The 22,666-nt window shown below is 68.5% G+C and carries 19 protein-coding genes and 1 pseudogene; 12 read left to right on the top strand and 8 right to left on the bottom strand.

Going from position 1 to position 22,666, the window contains the following annotated elements:
• Window positions 1-452 precede the first annotated feature (452 nt).
• Entirely contained in the window at window positions 453-875 is a 423-nt protein-coding gene (locus QFW80_RS14455; protein ID WP_280602681.1) for a hypothetical protein, read from the top strand.
• 6 nt (window positions 876-881) lie between these two features.
• Here the strand turns inward: QFW80_RS14455 and QFW80_RS14450 are convergent, their stop codons facing one another.
• Window positions 882-2,264, bottom strand: coding sequence for a leucyl aminopeptidase family protein (locus QFW80_RS14450; protein ID WP_280602680.1), 1,383 nt, complete (start codon window positions 2,262-2,264; stop codon window positions 882-884).
• Window positions 2,265-2,376: 112 nt separating this feature from the next.
• Here QFW80_RS14450 and QFW80_RS14445 point away from each other — a divergent pair, with 112 nt between their 5' ends.
• Entirely contained in the window at window positions 2,377-3,474 is a 1,098-nt protein-coding gene (locus tag QFW80_RS14445) for a GNAT family N-acetyltransferase (protein WP_280602679.1), read from the top strand.
• Between the two features lie 280 nt (window positions 3,475-3,754).
• Window positions 3,755-4,447, top strand: a complete 693-nt coding sequence (locus QFW80_RS14440; RefSeq protein WP_280602678.1) for an HAD family hydrolase — start codon at window positions 3,755-3,757, stop codon at window positions 4,445-4,447.
• A 594-nt stretch (window positions 4,448-5,041) separates the two neighbouring features.
• On the opposite strand, the gene QFW80_RS14435 is transcribed toward QFW80_RS14440, so the two are convergent.
• The 5 genes and pseudogenes from QFW80_RS14435 to QFW80_RS14415 all read right to left on the bottom strand — a co-directional run bounded on the left by QFW80_RS14435 (window position 5,042) and on the right by QFW80_RS14415 (window position 9,561).
• Entirely contained in the window at window positions 5,042-6,142 is a 1,101-nt protein-coding gene (locus tag QFW80_RS14435) for an AI-2E family transporter (protein WP_280602677.1), read from the bottom strand.
• 503 nt (window positions 6,143-6,645) lie between these two features.
• Window positions 6,646-7,131, bottom strand: coding sequence for a protein sip-5 (locus tag QFW80_RS14430; RefSeq protein ID WP_280602676.1), 486 nt, complete (start codon window positions 7,129-7,131; stop codon window positions 6,646-6,648).
• Window positions 7,132-7,265: 134 nt separating this feature from the next.
• Window positions 7,266-7,709 (bottom strand): annotated as a pseudogene (locus QFW80_RS14425) (phage holin family protein); the annotation flags it as partial.
• A 9-nt stretch (window positions 7,710-7,718) separates the two neighbouring features.
• Window positions 7,719-8,081 (bottom strand): hypothetical protein, encoded by a 363-nt coding sequence (locus tag QFW80_RS14420; protein WP_280602675.1) that lies wholly within the window; start codon window positions 8,079-8,081, stop codon window positions 7,719-7,721.
• A gap of 52 nt (window positions 8,082-8,133) precedes the next feature.
• On the bottom strand, window positions 8,134-9,561 hold the full coding sequence (locus tag QFW80_RS14415) for a Do family serine endopeptidase (protein WP_280602674.1): 1,428 nt from the start codon (window positions 9,559-9,561) through the stop codon (window positions 8,134-8,136).
• A 539-nt stretch (window positions 9,562-10,100) separates the two neighbouring features.
• On the opposite strand from QFW80_RS14415, the gene QFW80_RS14410 reads away from it, so the two are divergent.
• From QFW80_RS14410 to QFW80_RS14380, 8 genes are all read left to right on the top strand, one after another.
• Window positions 10,101-12,251, top strand: coding sequence for an adenosylcobalamin-dependent ribonucleoside-diphosphate reductase (locus QFW80_RS14410; RefSeq protein ID WP_280602673.1), 2,151 nt, complete (start codon window positions 10,101-10,103; stop codon window positions 12,249-12,251).
• 232 nt (window positions 12,252-12,483) lie between these two features.
• Entirely contained in the window at window positions 12,484-13,044 is a 561-nt protein-coding gene (locus QFW80_RS14405) for a hypothetical protein (protein WP_280602672.1), read from the top strand.
• A gap of 95 nt (window positions 13,045-13,139) precedes the next feature.
• Window positions 13,140-13,922, top strand: a complete 783-nt coding sequence (locus QFW80_RS14400; RefSeq protein WP_280602671.1) for a TSCPD domain-containing protein — start codon at window positions 13,140-13,142, stop codon at window positions 13,920-13,922.
• A gap of 63 nt (window positions 13,923-13,985) precedes the next feature.
• Entirely contained in the window at window positions 13,986-14,945 is a 960-nt protein-coding gene (locus QFW80_RS14395) for a hypothetical protein (RefSeq protein WP_280602670.1), read from the top strand.
• 180 nt (window positions 14,946-15,125) lie between these two features.
• On the top strand, window positions 15,126-15,887 hold the full coding sequence (locus QFW80_RS17600; RefSeq protein ID WP_425603583.1) for a DUF6988 family protein: 762 nt from the start codon (window positions 15,126-15,128) through the stop codon (window positions 15,885-15,887).
• Window positions 15,888-15,972: 85 nt separating this feature from the next.
• Window positions 15,973-16,692 (top strand): DUF6946 family protein, encoded by a 720-nt coding sequence (locus QFW80_RS14390; protein WP_280602669.1) that lies wholly within the window; start codon window positions 15,973-15,975, stop codon window positions 16,690-16,692.
• 3 nt (window positions 16,693-16,695) lie between these two features.
• The gene (locus tag QFW80_RS14385) at window positions 16,696-17,433 is read left to right on the top strand and encodes a DUF429 domain-containing protein (protein ID WP_280602668.1); all 738 of its coding nucleotides are present in this window, start codon (window positions 16,696-16,698) and stop codon (window positions 17,431-17,433) included.
• A gap of 760 nt (window positions 17,434-18,193) precedes the next feature.
• A complete protein-coding gene (locus QFW80_RS14380; protein WP_280602667.1) occupies window positions 18,194-18,535 on the top strand; it encodes a hypothetical protein in 342 nt (113 codons plus the stop codon).
• 73 nt (window positions 18,536-18,608) lie between these two features.
• On the opposite strand, the gene QFW80_RS14375 is transcribed toward QFW80_RS14380, so the two are convergent.
• Together QFW80_RS14375 and QFW80_RS14370 are read right to left on the bottom strand one after the other, a co-directional pair.
• Window positions 18,609-19,037: a Dabb family protein gene (locus QFW80_RS14375; protein ID WP_280602666.1), complete on the bottom strand. Its 429-nt coding sequence runs from the start codon at window positions 19,035-19,037 to the stop codon at window positions 18,609-18,611.
• A 49-nt stretch (window positions 19,038-19,086) separates the two neighbouring features.
• Window positions 19,087-21,759 carry a bifunctional diguanylate cyclase/phosphodiesterase gene (locus tag QFW80_RS14370; protein WP_280602665.1) on the bottom strand — a complete coding sequence of 891 codons (2,673 nt, stop codon included), beginning with the start codon at window positions 21,757-21,759 and terminating at the stop codon, window positions 19,087-19,089.
• Window positions 21,760-22,170: 411 nt separating this feature from the next.
• Here QFW80_RS14370 and QFW80_RS14365 point away from each other — a divergent pair, with 411 nt between their 5' ends.
• Window positions 22,171-22,581 carry an ACT domain-containing protein gene (locus QFW80_RS14365; protein WP_280602664.1) on the top strand — a complete coding sequence of 137 codons (411 nt, stop codon included), beginning with the start codon at window positions 22,171-22,173 and terminating at the stop codon, window positions 22,579-22,581.
• The last annotated feature ends 85 nt before the right edge of the window (window positions 22,582-22,666 follow it).

Below are 22,666 nucleotides of genomic sequence, written 5' to 3'. Positions count from 1 at the left end.
CGAAGGCCGCATCCGGGGCGCCACGCACCCGGACGCTAGTCGAGGGCGCACCCCGCCTGCCTGCCCCGGGTGCGCTGCGCTTACCCGGGCTACACGGGCACGGCGCGTCGCCCGGATAAGGCCGCAGGCCCCATCGGGGGCGCCACGATCCCGGACGCCGGTCGATGACCCGCCCCGCCTGCCTCCCCGGATGCGCTGCGCTTACCCGGGTGGCATGGACCTTTCGAACCGCGCCACGACGCCCGGATCAAGCCGCAGGCCGCACCCGTGGAGGTCGGCGAGCGGCACGATGCGCAATGGCACCGCCTACGGATGCGAACGCCGGCCGGTGACCCATCCCGCCGGCCCCGGGTGCGCTTCGCTTGCCCGGGCTACATCGGAGGCCCCGGGGCGTTCCGCTTGCCCGTTCCACGGGCGTAGGCTGCCGGTACCGCACCGCTCCGGAGACCGCCATGACCCGCGTCCCGACCCTGTTCCGCGTGATCGCGATCGCCGCGTTCGCCTGGAACCTCACCGGCATCGCGATGTTCGTCCTGCAGACCAGTCTCGACGCCGCCCAGATCGCCGCCCTGCCGCCGGCGCAGCAGGCGGTCTATGCGGCGATGCCGCCGTGGCTCGACGTGTTCTACGCCATTGCCGTATGCGGCGGCGCGCTGGGGTCGCTGGGACTGCTGCTGCGGCGTCGCTGGGCGGTGCCGCTGCTGGCGATCTCGCTGGCCGCGGTGCTGGTGCAGATGATCGCGCTCTACGCGCTCACTCCGGCCTGGGAAGCCTCCGGCGTGTCGGGCCTGCCGATGACCCTGCTGATCGTCGGCATCGCCGCGTTCCTGCTGTGGTACGCGCGCCTGGCCGCGGCCCGCGGCTGGCTGCGCTGACGGTGCTCAGCCGCCGCAGCGGGCCTTGAGCATCGCGTAGGCGGCGCGCAGGCCCAGGGCCTCGCCGCCGGCGGGGCGGCCGGCGCGGGCGCTGTCGTTCCAGGCGTACACGTCCAGGTGCGCCCACGGCACGCCGTCGGGCACGAAGCGCTCCAGGTACAGCGCCGCGGTCACCGCGCCGGCCATGCGCGAGCCGGCGTTGGCCAGGTCGGCGATGTGGCTGGTGAGGTAGCGCAGGTACGGGCGCCACAGCGGCATGCGCCACAGCGGGTCGCGTTCGCGCTCGCCGGCGGCCAGCCAGTCGCCGGCCAGGGCGTCGTCGTTGGCGAACAACGCCGGCAGGTCGGGGCCCAGCGCGATCCGCGCCGCGCCGGTCAGGGTGGCGAAATCCAGGATCAGGTCGGGCGCCAGTTCGCCGGCGTGCGCCAGCGCGTCGCACAGCACCAGGCGGCCTTCGGCGTCGGTGTTGTCGATCTCCACGCTCACGCCCTTGCGGGTGGCAATCACCTCGCCCGGGCGGAAGGCCTCGGGGCCGATCGCGTTCTCCACCGCCGGCACCAGCACGGTGAGCCGCAGCGGCAGCCGGCGCGCCATCACCAGTTCGGCCAGCGCCAGCGCATGCGCGGCGCCGCCCATGTCCTTCTTCATGTGGCGCATGCCGTCGGCCGGCTTGATGTCCAGGCCGCCGGTGTCGAAGCACACGCCCTTGCCCACCAGCACCAGGTGCGGGCCCTCGGCCGCGCCGGACCATTCGAACTTCAGCAGCCGCGGCGCGCGGTGCGAGGCGCGGCCGACGGCATGGATGGCGGGGAACCCCTGCGCCAGCAGCGCCTCGCCGACGATGCTCTGGAAGTGCGCACCGTGCGTGCGCGCGATCTCGCGCGCCGCCGCTTCGAGCTGCTCCGGCCCCATGTCCTCGGTCGGGGTGTTGACCAGGTCGCGCACGCGCACGCAGGCGGCGAGCACGTCACGCGCCTCGGCATCCAGCGCCGGCAGCGACAGCCGCGCCGGCGCGCGGCCGCCGGTCTTGTAGCGCGCGAAGCGGTACGCGCCCAGGCCCCAGCCCAGCTGCAGCGCGCGCGCGGCATCGCCCTGCACGGGCGCGGCCGGGCGCCAGTCGCCGGCCGGCAGCGCGGTGGGCGCGTGCGCGTAGCTGTAGGGGTCGAGCGGATCGCCGATGCCGAGCACCGCGCCGGCGACGCCATGCTCGCCCGGCAGCAGCACGCAGCTGCCCCCGCTGGCGTCGAACTGCTGCTGCGACAGCCAGGCGCGCACCGGGTCGGGCTGGGCCTGCAGCCAGTCGTCGTAGTGCGCGCGTTCGAGCAGGTGCAGCGGAAGGGCGTCGGGATCGGCGGGCGCGAAGCCCGCTGGCAGGTCGGCAGGTTCCATGCCGCTAGTGTGACGGAAGCGGCCCGGATTTTCTCGCGGCGGCGTCCGCGCGTGGCCTGCGCCCGGCCGATTTCGCGTATGCCAGTGACAGGGGATCACGGTAGATGTTGTCTTGAGCGAGATCGAGTTGCAGTGGGGTCCGTTGCACGCCCTCGACGCCGGTGCGCTTGCGGACTGGGGCGCGCTGGGCCAGGAGGCTCCGTGGGCGAGCCCGTTCGCGATGCCGGAATTCGTGCTGCCGGCGGCACGCTGGCTCGACGGCCCGGCGCCGACGGTGGTGCGGGTCTCGCGCGGCGCGCGCCTGATCGGCGTGGGCTGCTTCGTCGACGAAGGCCCGGACCTGTTCGCGCCGCTGCCGCGGGTGGGCGGCTTCCGCAGCGTGCACTCGTTCCGCTGCGGCATGCTGGTGCAGGCGGGCGAGGACGAGGCGGTCGCCGATGCGCTGCTGCGCTTCACCCGCGAACGTGCGCCTCGGCGGCGCCACGGGCTGTCGTTCGAGCGCCTGGCGATGTCCGACCCGCTGGCGCGCGCGCTCAAGCGCCGGGTGGCGCGCGAACACGGGCGCTGGCACGAACACGGGCGGTTCCAGCGCCCGGTGCTGCACCTGGACCGCGGCGACGTCGATGCGCGCATGCCTGCGTCCGTGCGCAAGGACCTGGAGCGGCGGCTGCGCCGGCTTCGCGAGCGCGGCGAAGTCGGGTTCCACCTGCTGCACGGCGCCGACGCGGACGCGTCCGCGATCGAGACCCACCTGCGCCTGGAGCACCACGGCTGGAAGCGCGAGGCCGGCACCTCGCTGCTGTCGAGCCAGCGCCACGCCGCGTTCTTCCGCGACCTGTGCACGCGATTCGCCGCGCGCGGCGCGATGGTCTTCAGCGAGGTCCGCGTCGATGGCGTGGCGGTCGCATCCACCAGCAACATGCGCGTGGGCGACACCCTGCACGCATTCAAGAGCGGCTTCGATCCGGCGTTCGCGCGCTACAGCCCGGGCCGGCTCAACGAATGGATGCTCATGCGCGCACTGCGCACGACATGGCCGCAGCTGCGCTGCTTCGACAGCATGTCCGGCGGCGACAGCCACATGGCCGCCCTGCTGCCCGATCGGGAACCGGTGGCGACCGGCGCGTTCTCGCTCTCCTGCCCCGCCCGCCTGGCACTCCACGCGGCCCGCGCGTGGCGGCCGCTGGCGTGGCGGCTGGCGGGCAGCTGAGCCAATTCGAGGCCCGACCCCGGATGCGGCCTGCGGCCTGATCCGGGCTACGGACGCGGCCTTGCGTCGCCCGGGTAAGCGCAGCGCACCCGGGGACCCGCGCATGAACAGCGCGGCGACCGGCATGACACAGCCCACGCAGGTGCGACGAGCACATACCCGGCCGTCCACCCCGGATGCGGCCTGCGGCCTTATCCGGGCTACGGACGCGGCCTTGCGTCGCCCGGGCAAGCACAGCGCACCCGGGGACCCGCACCCCACACCCCGCTACACTGTCGCCATGCGGTTCCCCGTACGCGCGATCACCCTCGACCTCGACGACACCCTGTGGCCGTTCGCGCCGATCGGCGCGCGCATCGAGCGCGTGCTCGACGACTGGATGCGCACCCACAGCCCGGCCACCGCGACGATGTTCCCGATCGAGGCGATGCGCGCGCTGCGCGAGCGGGTGTGGCGCGACCATCCGCACCTGGCCCACGATCTCAGCGCCCTGCGCCGGATGACGCTCGAGATCGCGCTGCGCGAGAGCGAGGGCGACATGACCCTGCTCGACGCGGCATACGAGGCCTTCTACGCCGAACGCAACCGGGTCGAGTTCTACCCCGACGCGCTCGATGCGCTTGAGCGCATCGCCGCGCAGGTGCCGGTGGTGGCGCTGAGCAACGGCAATGCCGACCTGGCGCGCTGCGGCATCGACCGGCACTTCGCCTTCCAGCTGCACGCGCGCGAGCACGGCGCGGCCAAGCCCGAGCCGAGCATCTTCCTCGCCGCGTGCGAGCGGCTGCGCTGCGAACCGAACGAGGTGCTGCACGTGGGCGACCACGTCGACGCCGACGTGCGCGGCGCCGCGCTGGCGGGCCTGCGCAGTTGCTGGATCAACCGCGTGCAGGCCACCTGGCCGCACGACGATGTCGCGCCGGACCTGCACTTCGACACCCTGGCCGCGCTGGCGGACTGGCTCGAGCGGCGCTGAGGCTCGGCGGCGCGGACCAGGCGCCTCGTACCTGAAACGTTCGCGTCCCGGGTGCGCTGCGCTTACCCGGGCTACAAACGCGCTGCGCGTAGCCCGGATAAGGCCGAAGGCCGCATCCGGGGATCGACATCCGGACGATGCCTCCGCAGGCCGTCGTGCGAGTGAGTGGCACAGCGTCCCGGGTGCGCTGCGCTTACCCGGGCTACCAACGCGGGGCGCGTAGCCCGGATAAGGCCAAAGGCCGCATCCGGGGACTTGGCATCCCGACGATGCATCCGCAGGCCGCGTCGCAAGTGGGTGGCGCAGCGTCCCGGGTGCGCTAGGCTTACCCGGGCTACAACGCTAGGCGCGTAGCCCGGATAAGGCCAAAGGCCGCATCCGGGGACTCGGCATCCCGACGATGCATCCGCAAGCCGCCGCGCGAGTAGGTGGCGCAGCGTCCCGGGTGCGCTGCGCTTACCCGGGCTACAACGCGCGGCGCGTAGCCCGGATAAGGCCGAAGGCCGCATCCGGGTAAACAAGGCGCGCGCGACACACAGCACAAGAACCCCCCGCACACGCCCGGAACGACGAGCCCTGGTCCAGCAAACGCACCTATTCGAGCAGCCGCGCCCAGCCCTCCATGCCTTCCACGCGCGCCAGCACCAGCTTCACGCACACCAGCAGCGGCACCGCCAGCAGCAGGCCGACGATGCCCCACAGCCAGCCGAACAGCATCAGCGCCAGGATCAGCACCAGCGGCGACAGCGCCATGCTGCGGCCGAGCACGATCGGGGTCACCACCTGGCCCTCGATCGTGTGCAGCACCAGGTACGCCGCCGCCGGCATCAGCGCCTGCAACGGCTCGTCGAAGGTGATGAAGCCCACCAGCAGCATCGCCAGCATGCCGATCAGCGGCCCCACGTACGGCGCGAAGTTGAGCAGCGCCACCATCGTGCCCCAGAGCAGCGCCTCGGGCAGCGGGATCTGCATCAGGTACAGCACGCACGCGAACAGCAGGCCGACCACGGCGTTGATCAGGGTGATCGTGAGCACGTAGCGCGAGACCTCGCGCTCCATCGACTGCAGGATCTCCACCGTGAACTTCTTCTGCTGCCGCCCCGGCAGCAGCGCGATCGCGTGCCGCTGCAGCTTCTCGCCGTAGACCATGAAGAAGAACGTCAGCAGCACCACCGCCAGCAGCGACGCCAGCAGGCGCGGGGTTTCGGTGAGCTTCTGGAACGGATCGACCACGGTGCGCACCAGCTGCGGCTGACGCCCGGTCTCGCCGCCGGCGGCGCGGGCGAAATTCTCGGCGGCCTGGTTGGCCTCGTGCATCGGCCGGGTCAGCTCGCGCAGCTTGGGCGCCAGCTGGCGCATCTCGCGCGGCGCCTCGCGCGCCCAGGCCATCGCCGAGGGCAGCATCTGATAGCCCAGCGCGCCGAACGCCGCGAGCCCGCCGCAGACCACCAGCAGGGCGGACAGGAAGCGCGGCACCCACAAGCGCCTGAGCAGGCGCAGCACCGGGCTGGCGACCAGCGAGAAGAACATCGCCAGCAGCACCGGCAGCAGCAACGCCTGCGCGGCCCACAGCGTGTAACCCACCGCGAGCGTCGCCAGCACCAGGGCCGCAGTCGAGGCGCGCGGCCGCAGCGGCGGCGGGGGCGCCTCGGGCAGGGACACGTCGGTGATGACGGGTGGCGCGTCGTGGGCCATGGCGGGCGCGTCGGAATCGGGACGCGATCATGGCATCGCGGAGGGACACGGCCCTGTGATGGCGGGGTGCCGGGCTGGAGCGGGCTCGCCCCTCCGCCCTCGGCCCCTTCTACCGCGGGCGGGAAGGACCATCAGGAGCGCGGCGCGCGGGGAGTGTGGCCCGAGGGCGGGATGGGGCAGGCAACGCGACAGCGGACCCGGCCCCATCCGCTTCCGGCACCTTCCCGGGACGGCAACCGAAAGGACTGGAGCTGCGCGGCGCTGGTGCTGCTGCCGCCTCTGTGGCGTGCGCGGGGCGCAATGCCCCGGAAGCGGCGAAGGCACAGCAAGGGCGCGGCCTCGAAGCGTCGGGTCGCCTGCGCCGAATGCCTTGGGCTCGCCCTGCCCGTGTCGCGGGCGAACCGGACTCCGCCCGCTCCATGCCGAAGTCGCGGCGAACAACAACGCGACCCTCTTTCCGGCCCGGTGCGCGATGACGCCCCCTCAGTGCGGGGAGGCCCCGATCAGCGCTCGGAAAGTTCCGTCGCGGCTTCCGCCGGTCGGGGCTCGCCGGTCCAGGGGGCTTCGGGGCGGCGGCGGGCGTCGGAGACGGTGCGCACCGGGGTGTCGGGCGTGAGTTCCACGTCGGGTGCGCCGGTGGCGACGGCCTCCACCGTCTCTTCGGCCTCGGCTGCAGCTTGGCCGGCATCGGCGGCGGCCACTTCAGCCGACTCGGCCGCCTGCTTGGCGCGGAAGGTGGCGATCAGGCCCGACAGGCTGGTGGCCAGCTGGATCCACCGGGTCGGCGAAACCGTGCCCATCTTCTTCAACGGGCGGGCACGTCCGAACAGGAAGCCGCCGGCCAGGCCGACGGCAAGGATGCGCGCCGGCGTCCAGCTCTCGCGCCAGACGGTCTTGAGCACGCGCCAGTTGGTCTGCGCCCGCAGCATCCGCGTTTCCACGCGGCGCTCGGCCATCACCACCTCGTCGCGCAAGCGTTCGAACCGCATCAGTTCGCTCCCGGGGGCACGCCCGCCGGCCGCACGTGGCTCGCGGCCGAGGCCTGCGCCGCGGACTTGGCCGCCTGCGCGGCCGCCGCCGCTGCCGCGGCTTCGGGCGAGATGTCCGGCGGCGGATCGTCGTCGTCGTCGTCGGCGCTGCCGTCCTCGTCGAACAGCCCGAGCCTGGTCAGCTGCCGCCGGGTGGCATGCATGCCGGTGTAGTCGAAGTAGCGCGACACGCGCCAGGCGGAGAACACCGCCGCCACCACGCTGACCGCGGCGGCGATCGCCAGCGAGGTGAGCCACGACATCCCGCCCCGCTGCATCAGCGCGATCAGGGTGCCGGTGATCAGCAGCCAGGCCGAGGCGCCGAACACGGTCGCCGCGCCGGCCCACGCCAGGCCGCGGCCGAAGGCGCTGCGGGCGAGCGCGAAGTCGGCCGCGATCAGGCGGCGCAGCGCGCGCCCGGTGCCGCGGCTGGCGTCGACCGCCTGCCTGCGCGCACTGTTGAGCGCACGCACGCTTTCATCCAGGCCGGGCGCCTTGTCGTCGCGCCCGGCGCCTGCGTTGGGGTGTCCCCCTTCCACGTCGCGGGATTACCGGTCGCCGCTGCGCGCAAGCTTGGCGATGATCCAGCCGGCGGCGAACGCGGCGCCGAACGAGGCGATCGGGCGCTCGCGGATCAGGTCGGCGGCGCTGTCGATCAGGTCGCGGCCCTTGTCCATCAGCTGGTCCATCTGCTCGCGCGCCGCGCCGCCGCCCTCTTCCAGCGCGGCGATGCCGGCCAGCGCCGAGTCGGCCAGGTCGGCCTTGACCGCCGAACGGCCCATGCGCAGTTCGTCGCCGGCCACGTGGGCGGCGTTCTTGATCGCGCTGCCGGCGTCGGTGGCGGCGTTCTTGAGGTGGGCACCGGCTTCGCCGAGGTTGGTCTTCATCGCGTCAGTCGAGTTGGGGCTCATCGTCATCTCCTGGAGAAGGGGCGCGGGGGCGCGGGACGTCCGGGGACGCCAGTCACTGCATGATCAGGTTTCCGACGCGTCCACCGCGTGAAATCCGCAGCACCAGCTGGTCCGGCGAGTCCGACAGGCTGTCGCGGAAGCCGGCCAGGTCGCGGAATTCGCCGGCATTGGCGCCGAAGATGAAGTCGCCCTCGCGCAGGCCGTTGCGGAAGGCGCGGCTGCCCGCGTCCACCCGTTCCACCAGCACGCCGCGCGCGTTGGGGTTCTGGCGGCGCACCGCCTCGGGGAGGTCGGCCAGGGTGGCGCCGGCCAGGCGCTCGTCGTAGCTGGCACCGTCGCGCGGCTGGGCGCGCAGGCGCGCGGTGACCTTCAGCGGCTTGCCGTCGCGCAGCACGTCGAGCGTCACCGGCGCGTCCAGCGGCTGCAGGCCCTGGAAGTTGCGCAGCGACACCGGGTCGTCCATGCGCTGGCCGTTGGCCGCGGTGATCACGTCGCCGGTGCGCAGCCCGGCCGCCGCGGCGCCGGATTCGGTGTGTACCCGGGTGACGACCACGCCGCGCGGCTCGTCCAGCTCCAGCGCGGTGGCCAGGCGCGCGTCCACCGCCTGGGTGTCGATGCCCAGGGTGCCGCGGCGCACCGTGCCGGTGCTGGCCAGCTGCTGCATGACGTTGCGCGCCAGCTCCACCGGGATCGCGAAGCCCAGCCCGATGTTGCCGGCGGCGCTGCCGCGCGGGTTGAAGCTGGCGGTATTGATGCCCACCAGCTCGCCGCGCAGGTTGACCAGCGCGCCGCCGGAGTTGCCCGGGTTGATCGAGGCATCGGTCTGGATGAAGTTCTGGTAGCCCACGCCGGGCACATTGCTGCGGCCCACCGCCGAGACGATGCCCGAGGTGACCGTCTGGCCCACGCCGAACGGGTTGCCCACCGCCACCACGAAATCGCCCACCGACAGCGCCGCGGCCGACAGCGGCAGCGCGGTCAGGCCGTCGGCGGCGATGCGCATCAGGGCCACGTCGGTATCGGGGTCGGAGCCGATGAACTCGGCCTCAAGCGTGCGGCCGTCGGACAGCGTCACCGACACCTCGTCGGCGTTCTCGATCACGTGGTGGTTGGTGAGCACGTAGCCGTTGCCGGCATCGACGATCACGCCCGAGCCCAGCGACCGCGCGATCCGCTCCTGGCTCAGCTCGGGGAACATGCGGCGGAAGAACGGATCGTTGCCGAACGGGCTCACCTGGCGCCGCTGCGCCGCCTGCACGCTGACCACCGACGGCGTGACCCGCTGCAGCATCGGCGCCAGCGAGGGCAGCGCCTGGCCGTCGACCGACATCGGCAGCGCGGCCACCGTGGGCACCGGCAGCGCCGCGGCCGGCTCGGCCGCCTGCGCGGGCGCCTGCACCGCATCGCGGATGGCGGTGGCGGCGAAGCCGCCGAACGCGGCGGCGGCGGCAAGGACGAGCAGGGTGGGCGCTGGACGCATGGCGGGGGTCTGGGCAGGCGGTGGAAGGAGGACCGGCAAGATGGGCGCCGCCCGCGCTCCCGGCAACCCCGGAACCGCGCATCGGCCACGCCGCAGTGCATCAAGACCGGCCCGTGGAAGTGTCGTCCCGGGCGCCCCGATCCAGCTGAACGGGGACTTTCCGGGCGCGGCGCGCGGCACGGCGCGACTTTCGTCGCGCGCACGCCGGATGGCTGTTGACTTCACTTGGAGGCGCGCGTAGCTTGGCTCGGCCCGCCACAAGATGTTGGGGTCAGCCCGCCGGAACAAGCCCAAGGCATGGGGTTTGGACGGTGCAGCGGCGGCCCGGGCATCCCAGGCGACAGGGGACGCGCAATTGGCCACACCGCGCAGCAGTACCGGCATCCCGCAACGTTCCGGCGGTCGCGCGCCCGCGTGACCGCCACCGATCCGTCGCCGTCCCCGGAGCCCCGGGCCGGCGGCATTGCCCCAATCGAATTCCACCCATAACAACAACAGGCCGTGGCACGCACCCTGGCCGGAGAGGAGATCGCAGACGCATGAGCACCGTCCGTCTGGAAGCAGTGAAGACGCCCGCCCAACGGGAGATCCCGATGCAGCCCGCCTCGCAGGACATCTGGGACAAGAAGTACCGCCTCAAGACCAAGCACGGCGAGCCGGTGGATGCCGACATCGACGGCACCTACCAGCGCGTGGCCCGGGCGCTGGCGGAGGCCGAGACCACGCCGGAGAAGCAGAAGTACTGGAACGAGCGCTTCCTCTGGGCGCTGCGCCGCGGGGCGATCCCCGCCGGCCGCATCACGTCCAACGCCGGCGCGCTCGAGCACAAGCCCGCCACCAGCACCATCAACTGCACCGTCAGCGGCACCATCACCGATTCGATGGACGGCATCCTGGACAAGGTCCACGAGGCCGGCCTGACGCTCAAGGCCGGCTGCGGCATCGGCTACGAGTTCTCGACGCTGCGCCCGCGCGGCGCGTTCGTCGCCGGCGCCGGCGCGTACACGTCGGGCCCGATGTCGTTCATGGATATCTACGACAAGATGTGCTTCACCGTCTCGTCGGCCGGCGGCCGCCGCGGCGCGCAGATGGGCACCTTCGACGTCAGCCACCCCGACGTGCGCGACTTCATCCGCGCCAAGCGCGAGGACGGGCGCCTGCGCCAGTTCAACCTCTCGCTGCTGATCACCGACGGCTTCATGGACGCGGTGGAGCACGACGCCGACTGGCCGCTGGTGTTCCCGATCAGCGACAAGGAAGCGTCCGACATCGACTTCACCGACGCCTCCACCGTCACCTGGCGCGACTGGCCGCACAGCGACGGCTACATCAGCCGCGACGACGGCATGGTGGCCTGCAAGGTCTACGGCCACATCAAGGCCCGGCACCTGTGGGACATGATCATGGTCTCGACGTACGACTACGCCGAGCCGGGGTTCATCCTGATCGACAAGGTCAACGAGATGAACAACAACTGGTGGTGCGAGACCATCCGCGCCACCAACCCCTGCGGCGAGCAGCCGCTGCCGCCCTACGGCGCCTGCCTGCTGGGCTCGGTGAACCTGACCAAGTTCGTCCGCGACCCCTTCACCGACCAGGCGAGCTTCGACTGGGAGGAATACAAGGAAGTGGTGCGCGTGTTCACCCGCATGCTCGACAACGTGGTCGAGGTGAACGGCCTGCCGCTCAAGCAGCAGCAGGACGAGATCATGCGCAAGCGCCGCCACGGCATGGGCTTCCTGGGCCTGGGCAGCACGGTGACGATGCTGAAGATGAAGTACGGCGGCCAGGACAGCTGCGAGTTCACCAGCCGCATCGCCCGCGAGATGGCGGTGGCCGGCTGGGAAACCGGCCTGTCGCTGGCGCAGGAGAAGGGCCCGGCCCCGATCATGGACGAGCAGTTCGAGGTCACCGCCGCGATGCTGCGCAAGCGCCCGGAGATGGCGAAGGACGGCTGGCGCGTGGGCCAGAAGATCGAGGGCAAGGTGCTGCACGCGCGCTACAGCCGCTACATGCAGAAGATCGCCGAAGTGGCGCCCGAACTGGTGGAGCAGCTGGCCGAGACCGGCGCGCGCTTCACCCACCACAGCTCGATCGCGCCCACCGGCACCATCTCGCTGAGCCTGGCCAACAACGCCTCCAACGGCATCGAGCCCAGCTTCGCCCACCACTACAGCCGCAACGTGATCCGCGAGGGCAAGAAGTCCAAGGAAAAGGTCGACGTGTGGAGCTACGAGCTGCTGGCCTACCGCGAACTGGTGAACCCGAAGGCGATGCCGTTCGCGGAAGACCCCGACGCCCAGCTGCCGGACTACTTCATCTCCGCCGACGACATCACCCCGAAGGAGCACGTCGACGTGCAGGCCGCCGCGCAGGTGTGGGTGGACTCGTCCATCTCCAAGACCGCGAACGTCCCCACCGACTACCCCTACGAGGACTTCAAGGACATCTACCGCTACGCCTACCAGCAGGGCCTGAAGGGCTGCACCACGTTCCGCTTCAACCCGGCCGCCTTCCAGGGCGTGCTGGTGAAGGAAACGGACCTGGCCAACACCACCTACCGCTTCGAGCTGGACGACGGCAGCACCATCGAGGTCAAGGGCAACGAACAGATCGAGTACGACGGCGAGACCCACACCGCCGCCAACCTGTTCGATGCGCTCAAAGAGGGCTACTACGGAAAGTTCTGACACCGGGCCACGGCAGGCAGGTCCCACGGAAGGCACGCCCGCCCCGCCACCGCCCACGCGACACCCCTTGCAGTGCTCCCTCCCCCGCGTCGCGGGTGGAGGGCCGGGGTGGGGGCCTCCCCCCTTCGCGGTATTGCTTGCGTAGCGCGCGCTTCGCGCTACATATTTCGCTCCACGGGCCCTTGCCCGTACCCCGATCACCGAAAAAAAGCAAACTGACGAGGACACACCCATGAGCAACGGCAACGGGGTCGCACAGACCCTGACCCACGCCGCCGAAACCGTCGCCGAGACGGCCAAGGAGATCGGCAAGACCGTGGTGGAGAAGGCCAGCACCGCCGCCGCCACCGCGAAGCAGACCGCCGCCAAGGCCGCCACCACGGCGAGCAAGGCCCGCAAGGCCGTGAGCAAGCGCGTGGCCGCGGCCAAGAAGTCCCTGGCCAGCACCAGCGCCGCCGGCAAGCGCGAAGTGGCCGCCCTGAAGGCCAAGAGCGGCAAGCCGGCCGCGAAGAAGGCGTCGGCGAAGAAGGCCGCCAAGAAGGCGCCGGCGAAGAAGGCGGCGGGCAAGAAGGCCGCAGCCAAGAAGGCGCCGGCGAAGAAGGCGACCGCCAAGAAGGCCCCGGCCCGCAAGGCGCCCGCGAAGAAGGCGGCGACCAGGAAGGCAGCGGTAAAGAAGACCACGAAGCAGGCCAGCAAGAAGGCCGCGGCGAAGAAGGCTCCGGCGAAGAAGGCCGCAGCCAGGAAGGCGCCGGCAAAGAAGGCGACCGCCAAAAAGGCGGCGAAGAAGAAGTAAGCCTTGACCCCTCCCCTCTCCCGCGCCTGCGGGAGGGGGGCCGGGGCCGCAAGCCCCCACCCCACCCCGTTCCCCCGCAGCACCAGGATCACGCAATGGCCGTCAAGATCGACAAGAAAATCACGGGTTATGCCGTCGTCACCTCCGAGGACAAGGAGAAGGCCGTCAAGGCCGCTTCCGTGCCGCGCGAGCAGGTGGAGGCCGAGCTGCCCAAGACCGCCGACGTGATCCAGATGCACGAGCGCATCGAGCGCCCCGAGGTGCTGATCGGCAGCACCTACAAGATCAAGTCGCCGCTGGTGGAGCACGCCATGTACGTGACCATCAACGACATCGTGCTCAACGCCGGCAACGAGCACGAGCACCGCCGCCCGTTCGAGATCTTCATCAACTCCAAGTCGATGGAGCATTTCCAGTGGATCGTCGCGCTCACCCGCATCATGAGCGCCGTGTTCCGCAAGGGCGGCGACGTCACCTTCCTGGTGGAAGAGATGAAGGCCGTGTTCGACCCCAAGGGCGGCTACTTCAAGGCCGGCGGCATGTACATGCCCAGCCTGGTGGCGGAACTGGGCAGCATCGTCGAAGACCACCTGAAGTCGATCGGCATGCTGCACGACCCGCAGATGAGCCCCGCGCAGAAGGCATTGATCGCCGAGAAGCGCCGCGCCTACGAACAGCAGTCAAAAAAAAACTCTGACGTAGACGCCACCCCCGAAGACCCCGGCTACCCCGAGCCCGTCGGCGACATCGAAGTCACCGGCGACGGCGCGAGTTTCCCGCCGTCCGCGAGCATGTGCCACAAGTGCAGCACGAAGGCGCTGGTGCTGATGGATGGGTGTGCGACCTGTTTGAATTGTGGGTATAGCAAGTGCGGGTGATGTAGTCCAAGGATCATCGGAGTAGGTCTAGCCACTTCTACATCCGAACTTTGGGGGACGGGGATGGCTAAAGGGAATCCACTTTCGGCTTTCGCGCTCGTACAGGAAGAGTACGAGAAGTCAGGCGACCCCATCCGCGGCCTTCGCCCGATCTTCGCGCCCCTCCTGGTTGAAAAGAAGGGTGAGCACTACCGTCCAGATCTGTTTGCCGAGGAGTTTTCAAAAACTTACGGCATTCAGATGTCCTCTTTTGTGGCTAGCGCACTCGCCGACCGACTTGTGGAGATCGGCCTCCTTGCAGACGGTCCGGCTCGACGAACGGAACGAGACTATGTCGTGGCGCAGTTTGAGTGGGCGCCCGAGATCGTTGGCGAAGAGGAAATTGACGAAGTCTTGGAGCTATTCTCCGAATGGGCAGGCACCAAGCTCGCCGGCATCGGAAAAATTCAAGAGAGCTCTCAACTCGCCGATGCATTTCTGGAGCGAGTGGCGCGCCCCGAATTTGTCTCGATCTTTGTAGATGAGGACACTGACAAGAAAAAAGGTCGCCTCCGCCGGCTGCTAGGGTTGAGGTCGCTGACACGGGATCTCCCAGACGACAAGTCCCTTGATTATCTCGTCTCCGAGTTCGTTCTCACGTGCGCGGAACGTGCGCCTGAAGTTTTTCTTGTGATAGCGAGAATCGCCCAAGGCGCCTTAATGGCTGACGCGGTCGCCGGCCTCGCTGCGCCTCCCAGCTCCGCGATGCCTGACCCGCCGCTCAGAGTAGTGCTAGACGGCCCATTGATCATGGATCTGCTAGACCTGAACACTCCTGAGCAGCGCGTTTACGCTACTGACCTGCTAGAAATGATTCGAGCTGCGGGCTTACGCGCGGCGGTCTTCGATCACTCGCTGGAAGAGGCGAGGCTAACGATTCGCAGCACCATTGGCGCGGTTAGACGCGGCGATGCTTATGGCCCCCTAGCTCAGCGCCTAAGCAAAGGAGAAACAGGGGTCAGAGTCGACTTTTCTCCGGACTGACGACAGGGGCTAGTGCGCAGTCCGTTCCATCAAGCTTGAGAAACATAGGGGACAGAAACATAGGGGACGGAGGGAATTAATCTCTTTAATTGCGTCCGTGCACTATGTATTCGCCTGAAGAGCACCGGCTCTTGCAACAATGCAATCAAGTACATTTTATCCGAGTGAGAACCGAGATCGATGGTCCGTTGGGAATTTGATCTTGGCGGGCGCCCCTGCGACCTTGTCGATAGGTCGAGCGCAACTATTGCTTTGGCAGGTGATGCCTTGCGCTTGTGTGCTCATCAAACACCACCATCTGCTCGCCAAGCGCTTGTAGGATCTTGTCTCTCATTCGCGATCGAGCAGCAGAACGCAGTTGGGTTGCTTGTGGCCACCGGAAGAGATTCGGCAGCAGCCGTGCTGGTACGGCCAATCCTGGAAGCTCTTTGCATATCGGCTTGGGCTCTTTACCGCGCTAGCGATGACCAGCTTTCCTCAGTGTTTTCTGGGCGCGTAGGTCTGCCCAGCGTCACTTCCCTACTATCGCAACTGGAAGCGGTTCCGAAATGTGGCTGGATCGGTTTCGAGCAGAAGTCCCTCAATGTTCGTGCGTTCCATGCCCTCGCTCATCCCTCAATGTTGCAACTATCGAGAAGGTACGCTCCAGACCCGCCAGCTGGTGCATTCACAGCCATCGAATGTAGGAGACTTCTATGGCTTGCAGATACGCTTATGGTGACCACTGCAGCGACTCATTCTGTGGCAGCGAACTCGAATGAGATCGAGGCATGGGCTGGTGAGCAGATGGCGCGCCTAATGCGAGATCAGGGTGTTGAGTGGGAAAGCTGGGGCAAGCTACCTCGATCTGACATGTCTTTCGGACTCGAGACGCCTATCGCTGCCAGCGCGTTCGACGCGGATTCCGCGCGAACGTCTCGCGATTCACCAAGCGCCATGTAGCCCGGTGCGGGAATTAATCCTCGCGTCGCGGGCCAATCGACGCCGACCTGGGTCCCGCTGATCCGTCCGAGAACGAGACGTCTGCATGGGGGAGAAACCTGTGACACGAATACTCATTCCGTCTTGTGGCCCATCGGTCTGGCGCCAACTGCTGGCCGATCCGGAAAAGCACTGGATACGGGGCGCATCGGCGTTCGAGACTGCGGTGTCTTGGGAGGCGGCCAGGCACTCCGAGCGCGGCATACCCGCGCCGATCGTGGCGCTGCTCGATACGCAGGAACAGCTGGCAAGCGCGACTGCCTTGATCGTACTACCGGAGCATAAGGTCAAGCTGGAAGGGCGTGGCAAAGCCTCGCAAAACGACGTCTGGGCACTGCTGAAAACGCCGGGCGGATACGTATCGATGTCCGTGGAAGGAAAGGCGGGTGAAACGTTCGGGGATCCGCTGTGGGACTGGCTGCGAAACGCCTCGCCCGGCAAGCTGGCGCGTCTGCAGCACCTGTGCAAAGTGCTCGGTGCGCAGCATCCTCCCGACCACGCACTTCGGTACCAGCTTTTCCATCGCACTGCGTCGGCGCTCATCGAGGCAGAACGCTTCGGAGCCGCGCACGCGGTGATGATCGTCCAGTCGTTCCGGTCGGATCCTGTATCGCTTACGGACTACATCGCTTTCGGCGCGGCTTTAGGGGCGACCGTGTCAGATGGACAGCTAGCGAAGGTTCCGCGCACGACGGGCCCAACCCTGTATCTTGGCTGGGTCACGTGCGAGCCGGCGACGGACCGCCAAGTCGCGTCAGTAGTTTAGACGATGGGCGATCGAATAATTGCCGGTGTGGACTTGGCATGGCTGGGTACGCGCAACCCGACGGCACTTGCGATTGGTCGGATTGCAGGGAACTCGGTGATTCTCCACTCGGTCTCCGGAGGCCACTACGGCATCGGCGCGGTCATTGAAGCCCTGAGCTGTGTTCCGAGCCTGCACGGGGTGGCGATTGACGCGCCGCTCGTTATCTCAAACGAGTTCGGAATGCGCACCTGCGAGCGAGAACTCGGGTGTGCCTATGGTGGCAGGAAGGCTTCATGCCATGCGTCAAGCTTGGCCAGATACCCTAACTCCGACGGCGTAATGCTCTCCAACTACCTCGAGCGACTCGGATTCAGGCACCTAGGCCCGACGGGCCAGCGTTGGCAGCTGGAGTGCTACCCGCATCCCGCGCTGATCGAGATCTTCGGATTGCGCGAGAGGCTGCCGTACAAGAAGGGGACAGTCGGCCAAAAGCGAGTCGGACAGATAGAACTCGGCAGGCTTATCTGCTCCCTGGCGACATCTAGCGTGCTGCCTCTCCATGTGCCCGATGACGTTAGAAGGCAGGTCGAGCCCGATCATATCCAGCGTTTGGTCGGGCGCGAGCTCAAGCGAAACGAGGATATGTTGGATGCGATCATCTGCATGTATATCGGTGCGCTCTACCAGGCTGGGCAGCGAGACCAAGTGTTTGGAAGTGTGGATGAGGGATACATCTATGTGCCCGCGTTTCGTGGATAGCTCCTTGGTGAGAAAACATAGGGGCGGAGGTAGTTAACCCATCCTCCCTTCCACTTCTTTTGCCCGGGCCGGCCTTCCCCTCGGCCGCACCGCTGCGCGGCGGTTGAGTGCCTTCTCGACCATCGCCTGGAAGCGCGGCTCGCCCAACGCCCGCTCCTGCGCCATGTAGGCGCGGATGCGGCTGGATTCATCGGGGAAACAGGGGTCAGAGTCGACTTTCGTAACTCCGCGCCAAAAGTCGACCCTGACCCTATCCCTCCGTGCCGACGAGCATGGCGGTCATCAATGACAAGGCGGGGCACCCTGTATGCGAGGCGTTGAGACGCAAGGCTTCGAAACGCCGCTGCTTTTTCTTGCAGTCGGCCTGATTATTGCTTCCTTTGGGGTGCGGGTTTACATGTTTGAAAAGTTGAGGCGGGACCACTCTGTGCGGGACCTTCTCGCCGATGCGTCTGCAATCGGATCAGACCTGTTGGCGCTTCGGCTTATTCGAAGGCGTCGCGCGCTTTCAGACAAGGCAAAGGGTCCGGTCTTCGCATTTGTCGCTACACAGCTTCTTGGAATATTGCTGCTGGTATCGGTGGTCGCACATGCACTTTGGCTTCGTCCATAGGGAACGAGGCCAGACTCGCATCATCTCTGTCTGATGATGCTTCGGCGCTCGCGAAGATTTTGGGGGCGGCACGTGTTTTCATGGATAAGGAAGCTCCTTGGAGCACCACTCAGGTCCGAAGTTCAGGACTTCGGGAAGGTGTGCTACATGGAAAAGTATTGGGAAGGCGCTGCCGTGTTTCCGGCGACGGGAACCGAGGTCGAGTACTTCGTGGATGCTGGCCCTGATGGCGTGACGGATGCCAACCGTCGCTCGCTCGCCACCATCGTTTCGAACTACGACGCACTGCTGGACCAGGCGCGAGCGGTAGTGGAGACGCTCGAACCTGACGATCGGCCTCGAGGTCTACTTCGACTTTCCTCTGTCGACATTCCTGGCGCGCCGCTGGAAGCTGCCAGTTGGGAGCTAGGATTCTGCGACGCGGATGAAAAGCTTTTCTCGGTTCTGTATTCGGGTCTCACAGCGACCGGACTCGTGGAGAAATCCTAGCGGCAGCATGACGCCTGCCCCCCCCTCGCGACCACCGTTAGGTGCAATCTGAAAAGAGAGTCAGGTGGACCAGTTACCCCGTGACGGCCATGACGTCATACACCACCACCCGCTCCCACAGGTGCTCGCAGTCGGCGACGAACTGCTTGTGGATGGGATGCACCTGGTACGCGTCCTGCCCGGCCACGTCGTCGAAGAACAGGAGCTCCGAGGCGCTGTAGCTGCCGTCGACGACGCCGCGCTGCTCGGTGTCCGCCGGCACGCCGATGTGGATGCCGCGCACGGTGTCGATGCCCGCCAGCGTGCGCAGTCCGGCGAGCAGTGCGGCCAGGTCCTCCTTCGAATCCGGATTCTTCAGCCAGAAGAACACGTGGTGCACGACCGGCGGGTACGCCGCCTTGCCGGCGGGCGTGGGCGCAGCCGCACGGGCGCCGGCGGCGGTCGCGCTGACGGCCAGGGCGGTGGCGGCGAGGAGGAGGTCTCGGCGGCTGCGATCGGTCATGGTCCGGGTCCTTCGGTGGATGGCCTGCGGGCCCCCGAGTATAGGGCGCTCACGCAAAGCCACGCTGGAACGCCACCCGCTCGGGCCGATGCAGGAGGAAGCCCTGGGCGTAGTCCACGCCGAGCTCGCGCAGCACCGACAGCACGCTCTCCTCCTCCACCCATTCCGCGAGTACCCGCAGCTGGCGCTCGTGGCCGATCCGGGTCACCGCATCGACGATGATGCGGCTCACCGGATCGCGCCCCAGGTCGCGTACGAAGCTGCCGTCGATCTTGATGCTGTCCACCGGCAGGTTCTTGAGGTAACCGAACGAGGACATGCCGGCGCCGAAATCGTCCAGCGCGATCCGGCATCCGGCCGCGCGCAGGCGCTCGATCACCTGGGCGACGCGCTTGAGGTCGCGCACCGCCACCGTTTCGGTGATCTCGAAGCACAGCCGCTGCGGCTGCAACCCGAACGTGGCCACCGCATCGAGGATGAAATCCGCCAGGCCATCGTCCTCGACGCTGGCACCGGACAGGTTGATCGAACAGCTGCGCAGCTGCGCGCCGCACGGATGCAGCCGCGAGAAGTTCGCCAGCGCGGTCCGGATCACCCAGCGGTCCACGGCCGGCATCAGCCCGTAGCGTTCGGCCGCGGCCACGAACGCCCCGGGCAGGATCACGCCACCCTCGGGGTCGCGCATGCGCAGCAGCAGCTCCACATGCATCCCCTCGTCCGTCGCCGGGTCCAGCGCCACCAGCTCCTGGTAATCGAGCAGCAGATGTCCCTGCTCCAGCGCCCCGCGCAGGCGGCTGGCCCACTCCATCTCGCCGATGCGGTGGGTGCTGGCGGCATCGTCGCGATACGTGCAGATGCGGTTGCGCCCGCTCTCCTTGGCCTGGTAGCACGCGCTGTCGGCCCAGGCCAGCAGGTCCTTGAGCGTGCTGCCCTTGGACTCGACCATGACCAGGCCGATGCTGGCGCTGAGCGTGTAGGTGCGTTCGTACCAGCGGAAGATGTGGCGCTCGATGGCGCGGCGGATGCGCTCGGCCAGCGCTTCTGCCTGCGCCTGGTCCACCCCGGGCGCCAGCACGCCGAACTCGTCGCCGCCCAGCCGGGCCAGGATGCTGCCGGGCGCCAGTTCCGCGCGCATCGCCCGCACCAGCTGCACCAGCAACTGGTCGCCCGCCGCGTGTCCGGACAGGTCATTGATCAGCTTGAACTGGTCCAGGTCGAAGTACAGCAGCGCGAACGGCACGGCCGCCACGGTCCCGTCATGACCGGCCAGCGCTTCGCGCAGCAGCCGCTCGAACTCGCGACGGTTGCACAGCCCGGTCAGCTCGTCGTGCGTGGCCTGGTAATGCAGGCGCTCGGTCATCGCGCGTTGCGCGCTGGTATCGGTGGCGACCATCAGCAGGTGCGGAACGCCTTCCACCTCCACCTGCGCCAGCGACGCGTTGATCCACAACGGGGCACTGCCTGCCGGCGCCAGCATCGCTTCCTGGCTGCGCCAGCCACTGCCGCCCGTCGCCATGGCGATGGCGTCCTCGCAGGCGCGCAGGCTGGCGAACAGCGCGCACAGGGGCAGCCCGACCACGTCGCCCAGCAACTCGCGGGAGGCCTGGTTGGCGTAGGTGATCCGGCTGCCATCGCCATTGGCCAGCAGCACCAGCGCCGGCAGCAGCTCGTTGAGGGTGCGGAAGCGCGCTTCGCTTTCCCCGAAGCGCACGCTCATCCGCCGCCCCAGTTCCACCGCGCGCTGCCGGGTGGTCATCTGCGACCACAGCAGCAGCGCCAGCAGCACGCTGATCGTGGTGCCGGCAACGAGGATTGCGCGCAGCGGCCCCCATTCGGCGGTGTCCCTGCGTGGCCACAGGCGCATCTCCCAGCGGCGGCCGCCGAAATCCATCTGGCGCACCTGCTGCGGGCGGGCCGGGTCCGGCTGCGCGGAGGCGAAGACCAGGTCCTGTCCCGGGGGCGCGTCCAGATCGCGGATCTGCACGTGCATGTCTTCCAGCACCCGGCCCTCCAGCGCCCGGGTGATCATCGGCTCCAGTCGCAGGCTCACCGCCAGCGCACCGATCTCGCGGGCACGGCGTTCGGCCACCGTCAGCGGAACCGTGCCGTGGGAATAGACCGGCAGGCGCACGGTGATGCCCAGCGCGCTGTCCGCCCCGTCGCGGAACTGCAGCAGCTCGAACGGTGCCGACGCGGTGGGCAGGTCGCGGTCGCGCGCCAGCTGCAGCGCCCGCAGGTTGGCCGGCTGCCGGCTGATGTCGAAACCGAGCAGGACCTGGTTGCCGTCCAGCGGCGCCACGAACTGGTAGCGATACGCGTCCGCCCCGGGACGGTCGCGGCTGGCCTGGCGCTGCGCGAACGCGGTGAGCACGTAGCCCTGTGCCAGCTCGTGCGGGCGCAGGTTCTGCTGGTAGTGGGCGAACTCCTCCTGGTTCATGCCCTTGCTGGACAGGAACACGGTCTGCATCGAGCGCAGCACCATCGCCGCCCCCTGCAGCGGCTGGCGCATGCGCGCCTGCGCCGCGTTCGCCAAGCCCTGCTGCAGCAGGTCGGCTCGCCGCTGCTGCCCCGCCCACTCGTGATGCGCGATCGCCGCCGTGGCCAGCAGGCCCAGCAGCAGCAGCGCCAATGCCCACAGCAGCGAGCTGGACGGCCATCCGCGTGCGCCGCCCTGGTCCGCTGCGGTCTCGCCATGCGCCTGTCCCGGTTCCCGTGCTGGCATGAGTGCGGCTCCATGACGAGAACGGAAATGGTGCTGCCCCTCGCCCGTTGCACGGTGGGAAGCGGCCAGGCGGGGACACGCGTCTTCCCGGCCGCCGCGGCCATCAATACATCTAACGGACGAGGAAGGGAACTCTTGACCCCGGCCCTTGCGGAGGCGGAGGCCACTGGGAGGCGAAAACGGGTCAGGGGGTGTTCTTGCCTCGTTTCGACGAAAGGACGGGGAGCTGATCTGCTTTGTGTGCTCGCTCCCGGAGCGCACGGGGCGCTTGTGCCGGTGCTCGGACAAGCCATAGGCTCGCCGAACGCGGGACAGGCGTCAGAGTTGAAAGTCCTGCCGGGCGACGGGCATCAGACCGGTGCGCGTACGGGAACGCCTTCTGCGGGACCGCGACAGGCAAGAGGAAAGGGAATGCAGGCGATCGCCGACCTTAGGGCGCTGCTGCGCCACATGCAGCCGACACTCGCTCCGGGCCGCTACGCGTTCGTCACCCTGCCCGCCGGATTCCCGCTCGACCCGGCCCATGTCGTCGCCTCCATCCGCGAACCCGAAGGCCTCTCGGTCGTCCTCCCGGAACAGGTTGCCGTGGAACTGGGCCTGCCGGTCGCGTTCACCGCGGCGTGGGTCACCCTCACCATCCACTCGGACCTGTCGGCCGTCGGCCTGACCGCCGCGTTCTCGCAGGCGCTGGCGCGGGCGGGGATCAGCTGCAACGTCGTGGCGGGCGTCTGCCACGACCACCTGTTCGTGCCGGTCGGGCAGGCGCAGGCCGCGCTCGATGCCCTGCGCGCATTGGCGCGCTCTGCAGGCGATTCGCCATGATGGTTGGACCAACACCGCGATTGCTCCTCAAGCACGCGGTGCCCATGTGCCGGGCCATGAGGGCTTCGGTCGATTCGACCGGCCG

Source organism: Luteimonas rhizosphaericola, assembly GCF_029888045.1.
Classification (GTDB): domain Bacteria; phylum Pseudomonadota; class Gammaproteobacteria; order Xanthomonadales; family Xanthomonadaceae; genus Luteimonas; species Luteimonas rhizosphaericola.
Note: the sequence above shows the minus strand (reverse complement) of the source record. Positions and strands in the feature narration are given on the sequence as shown.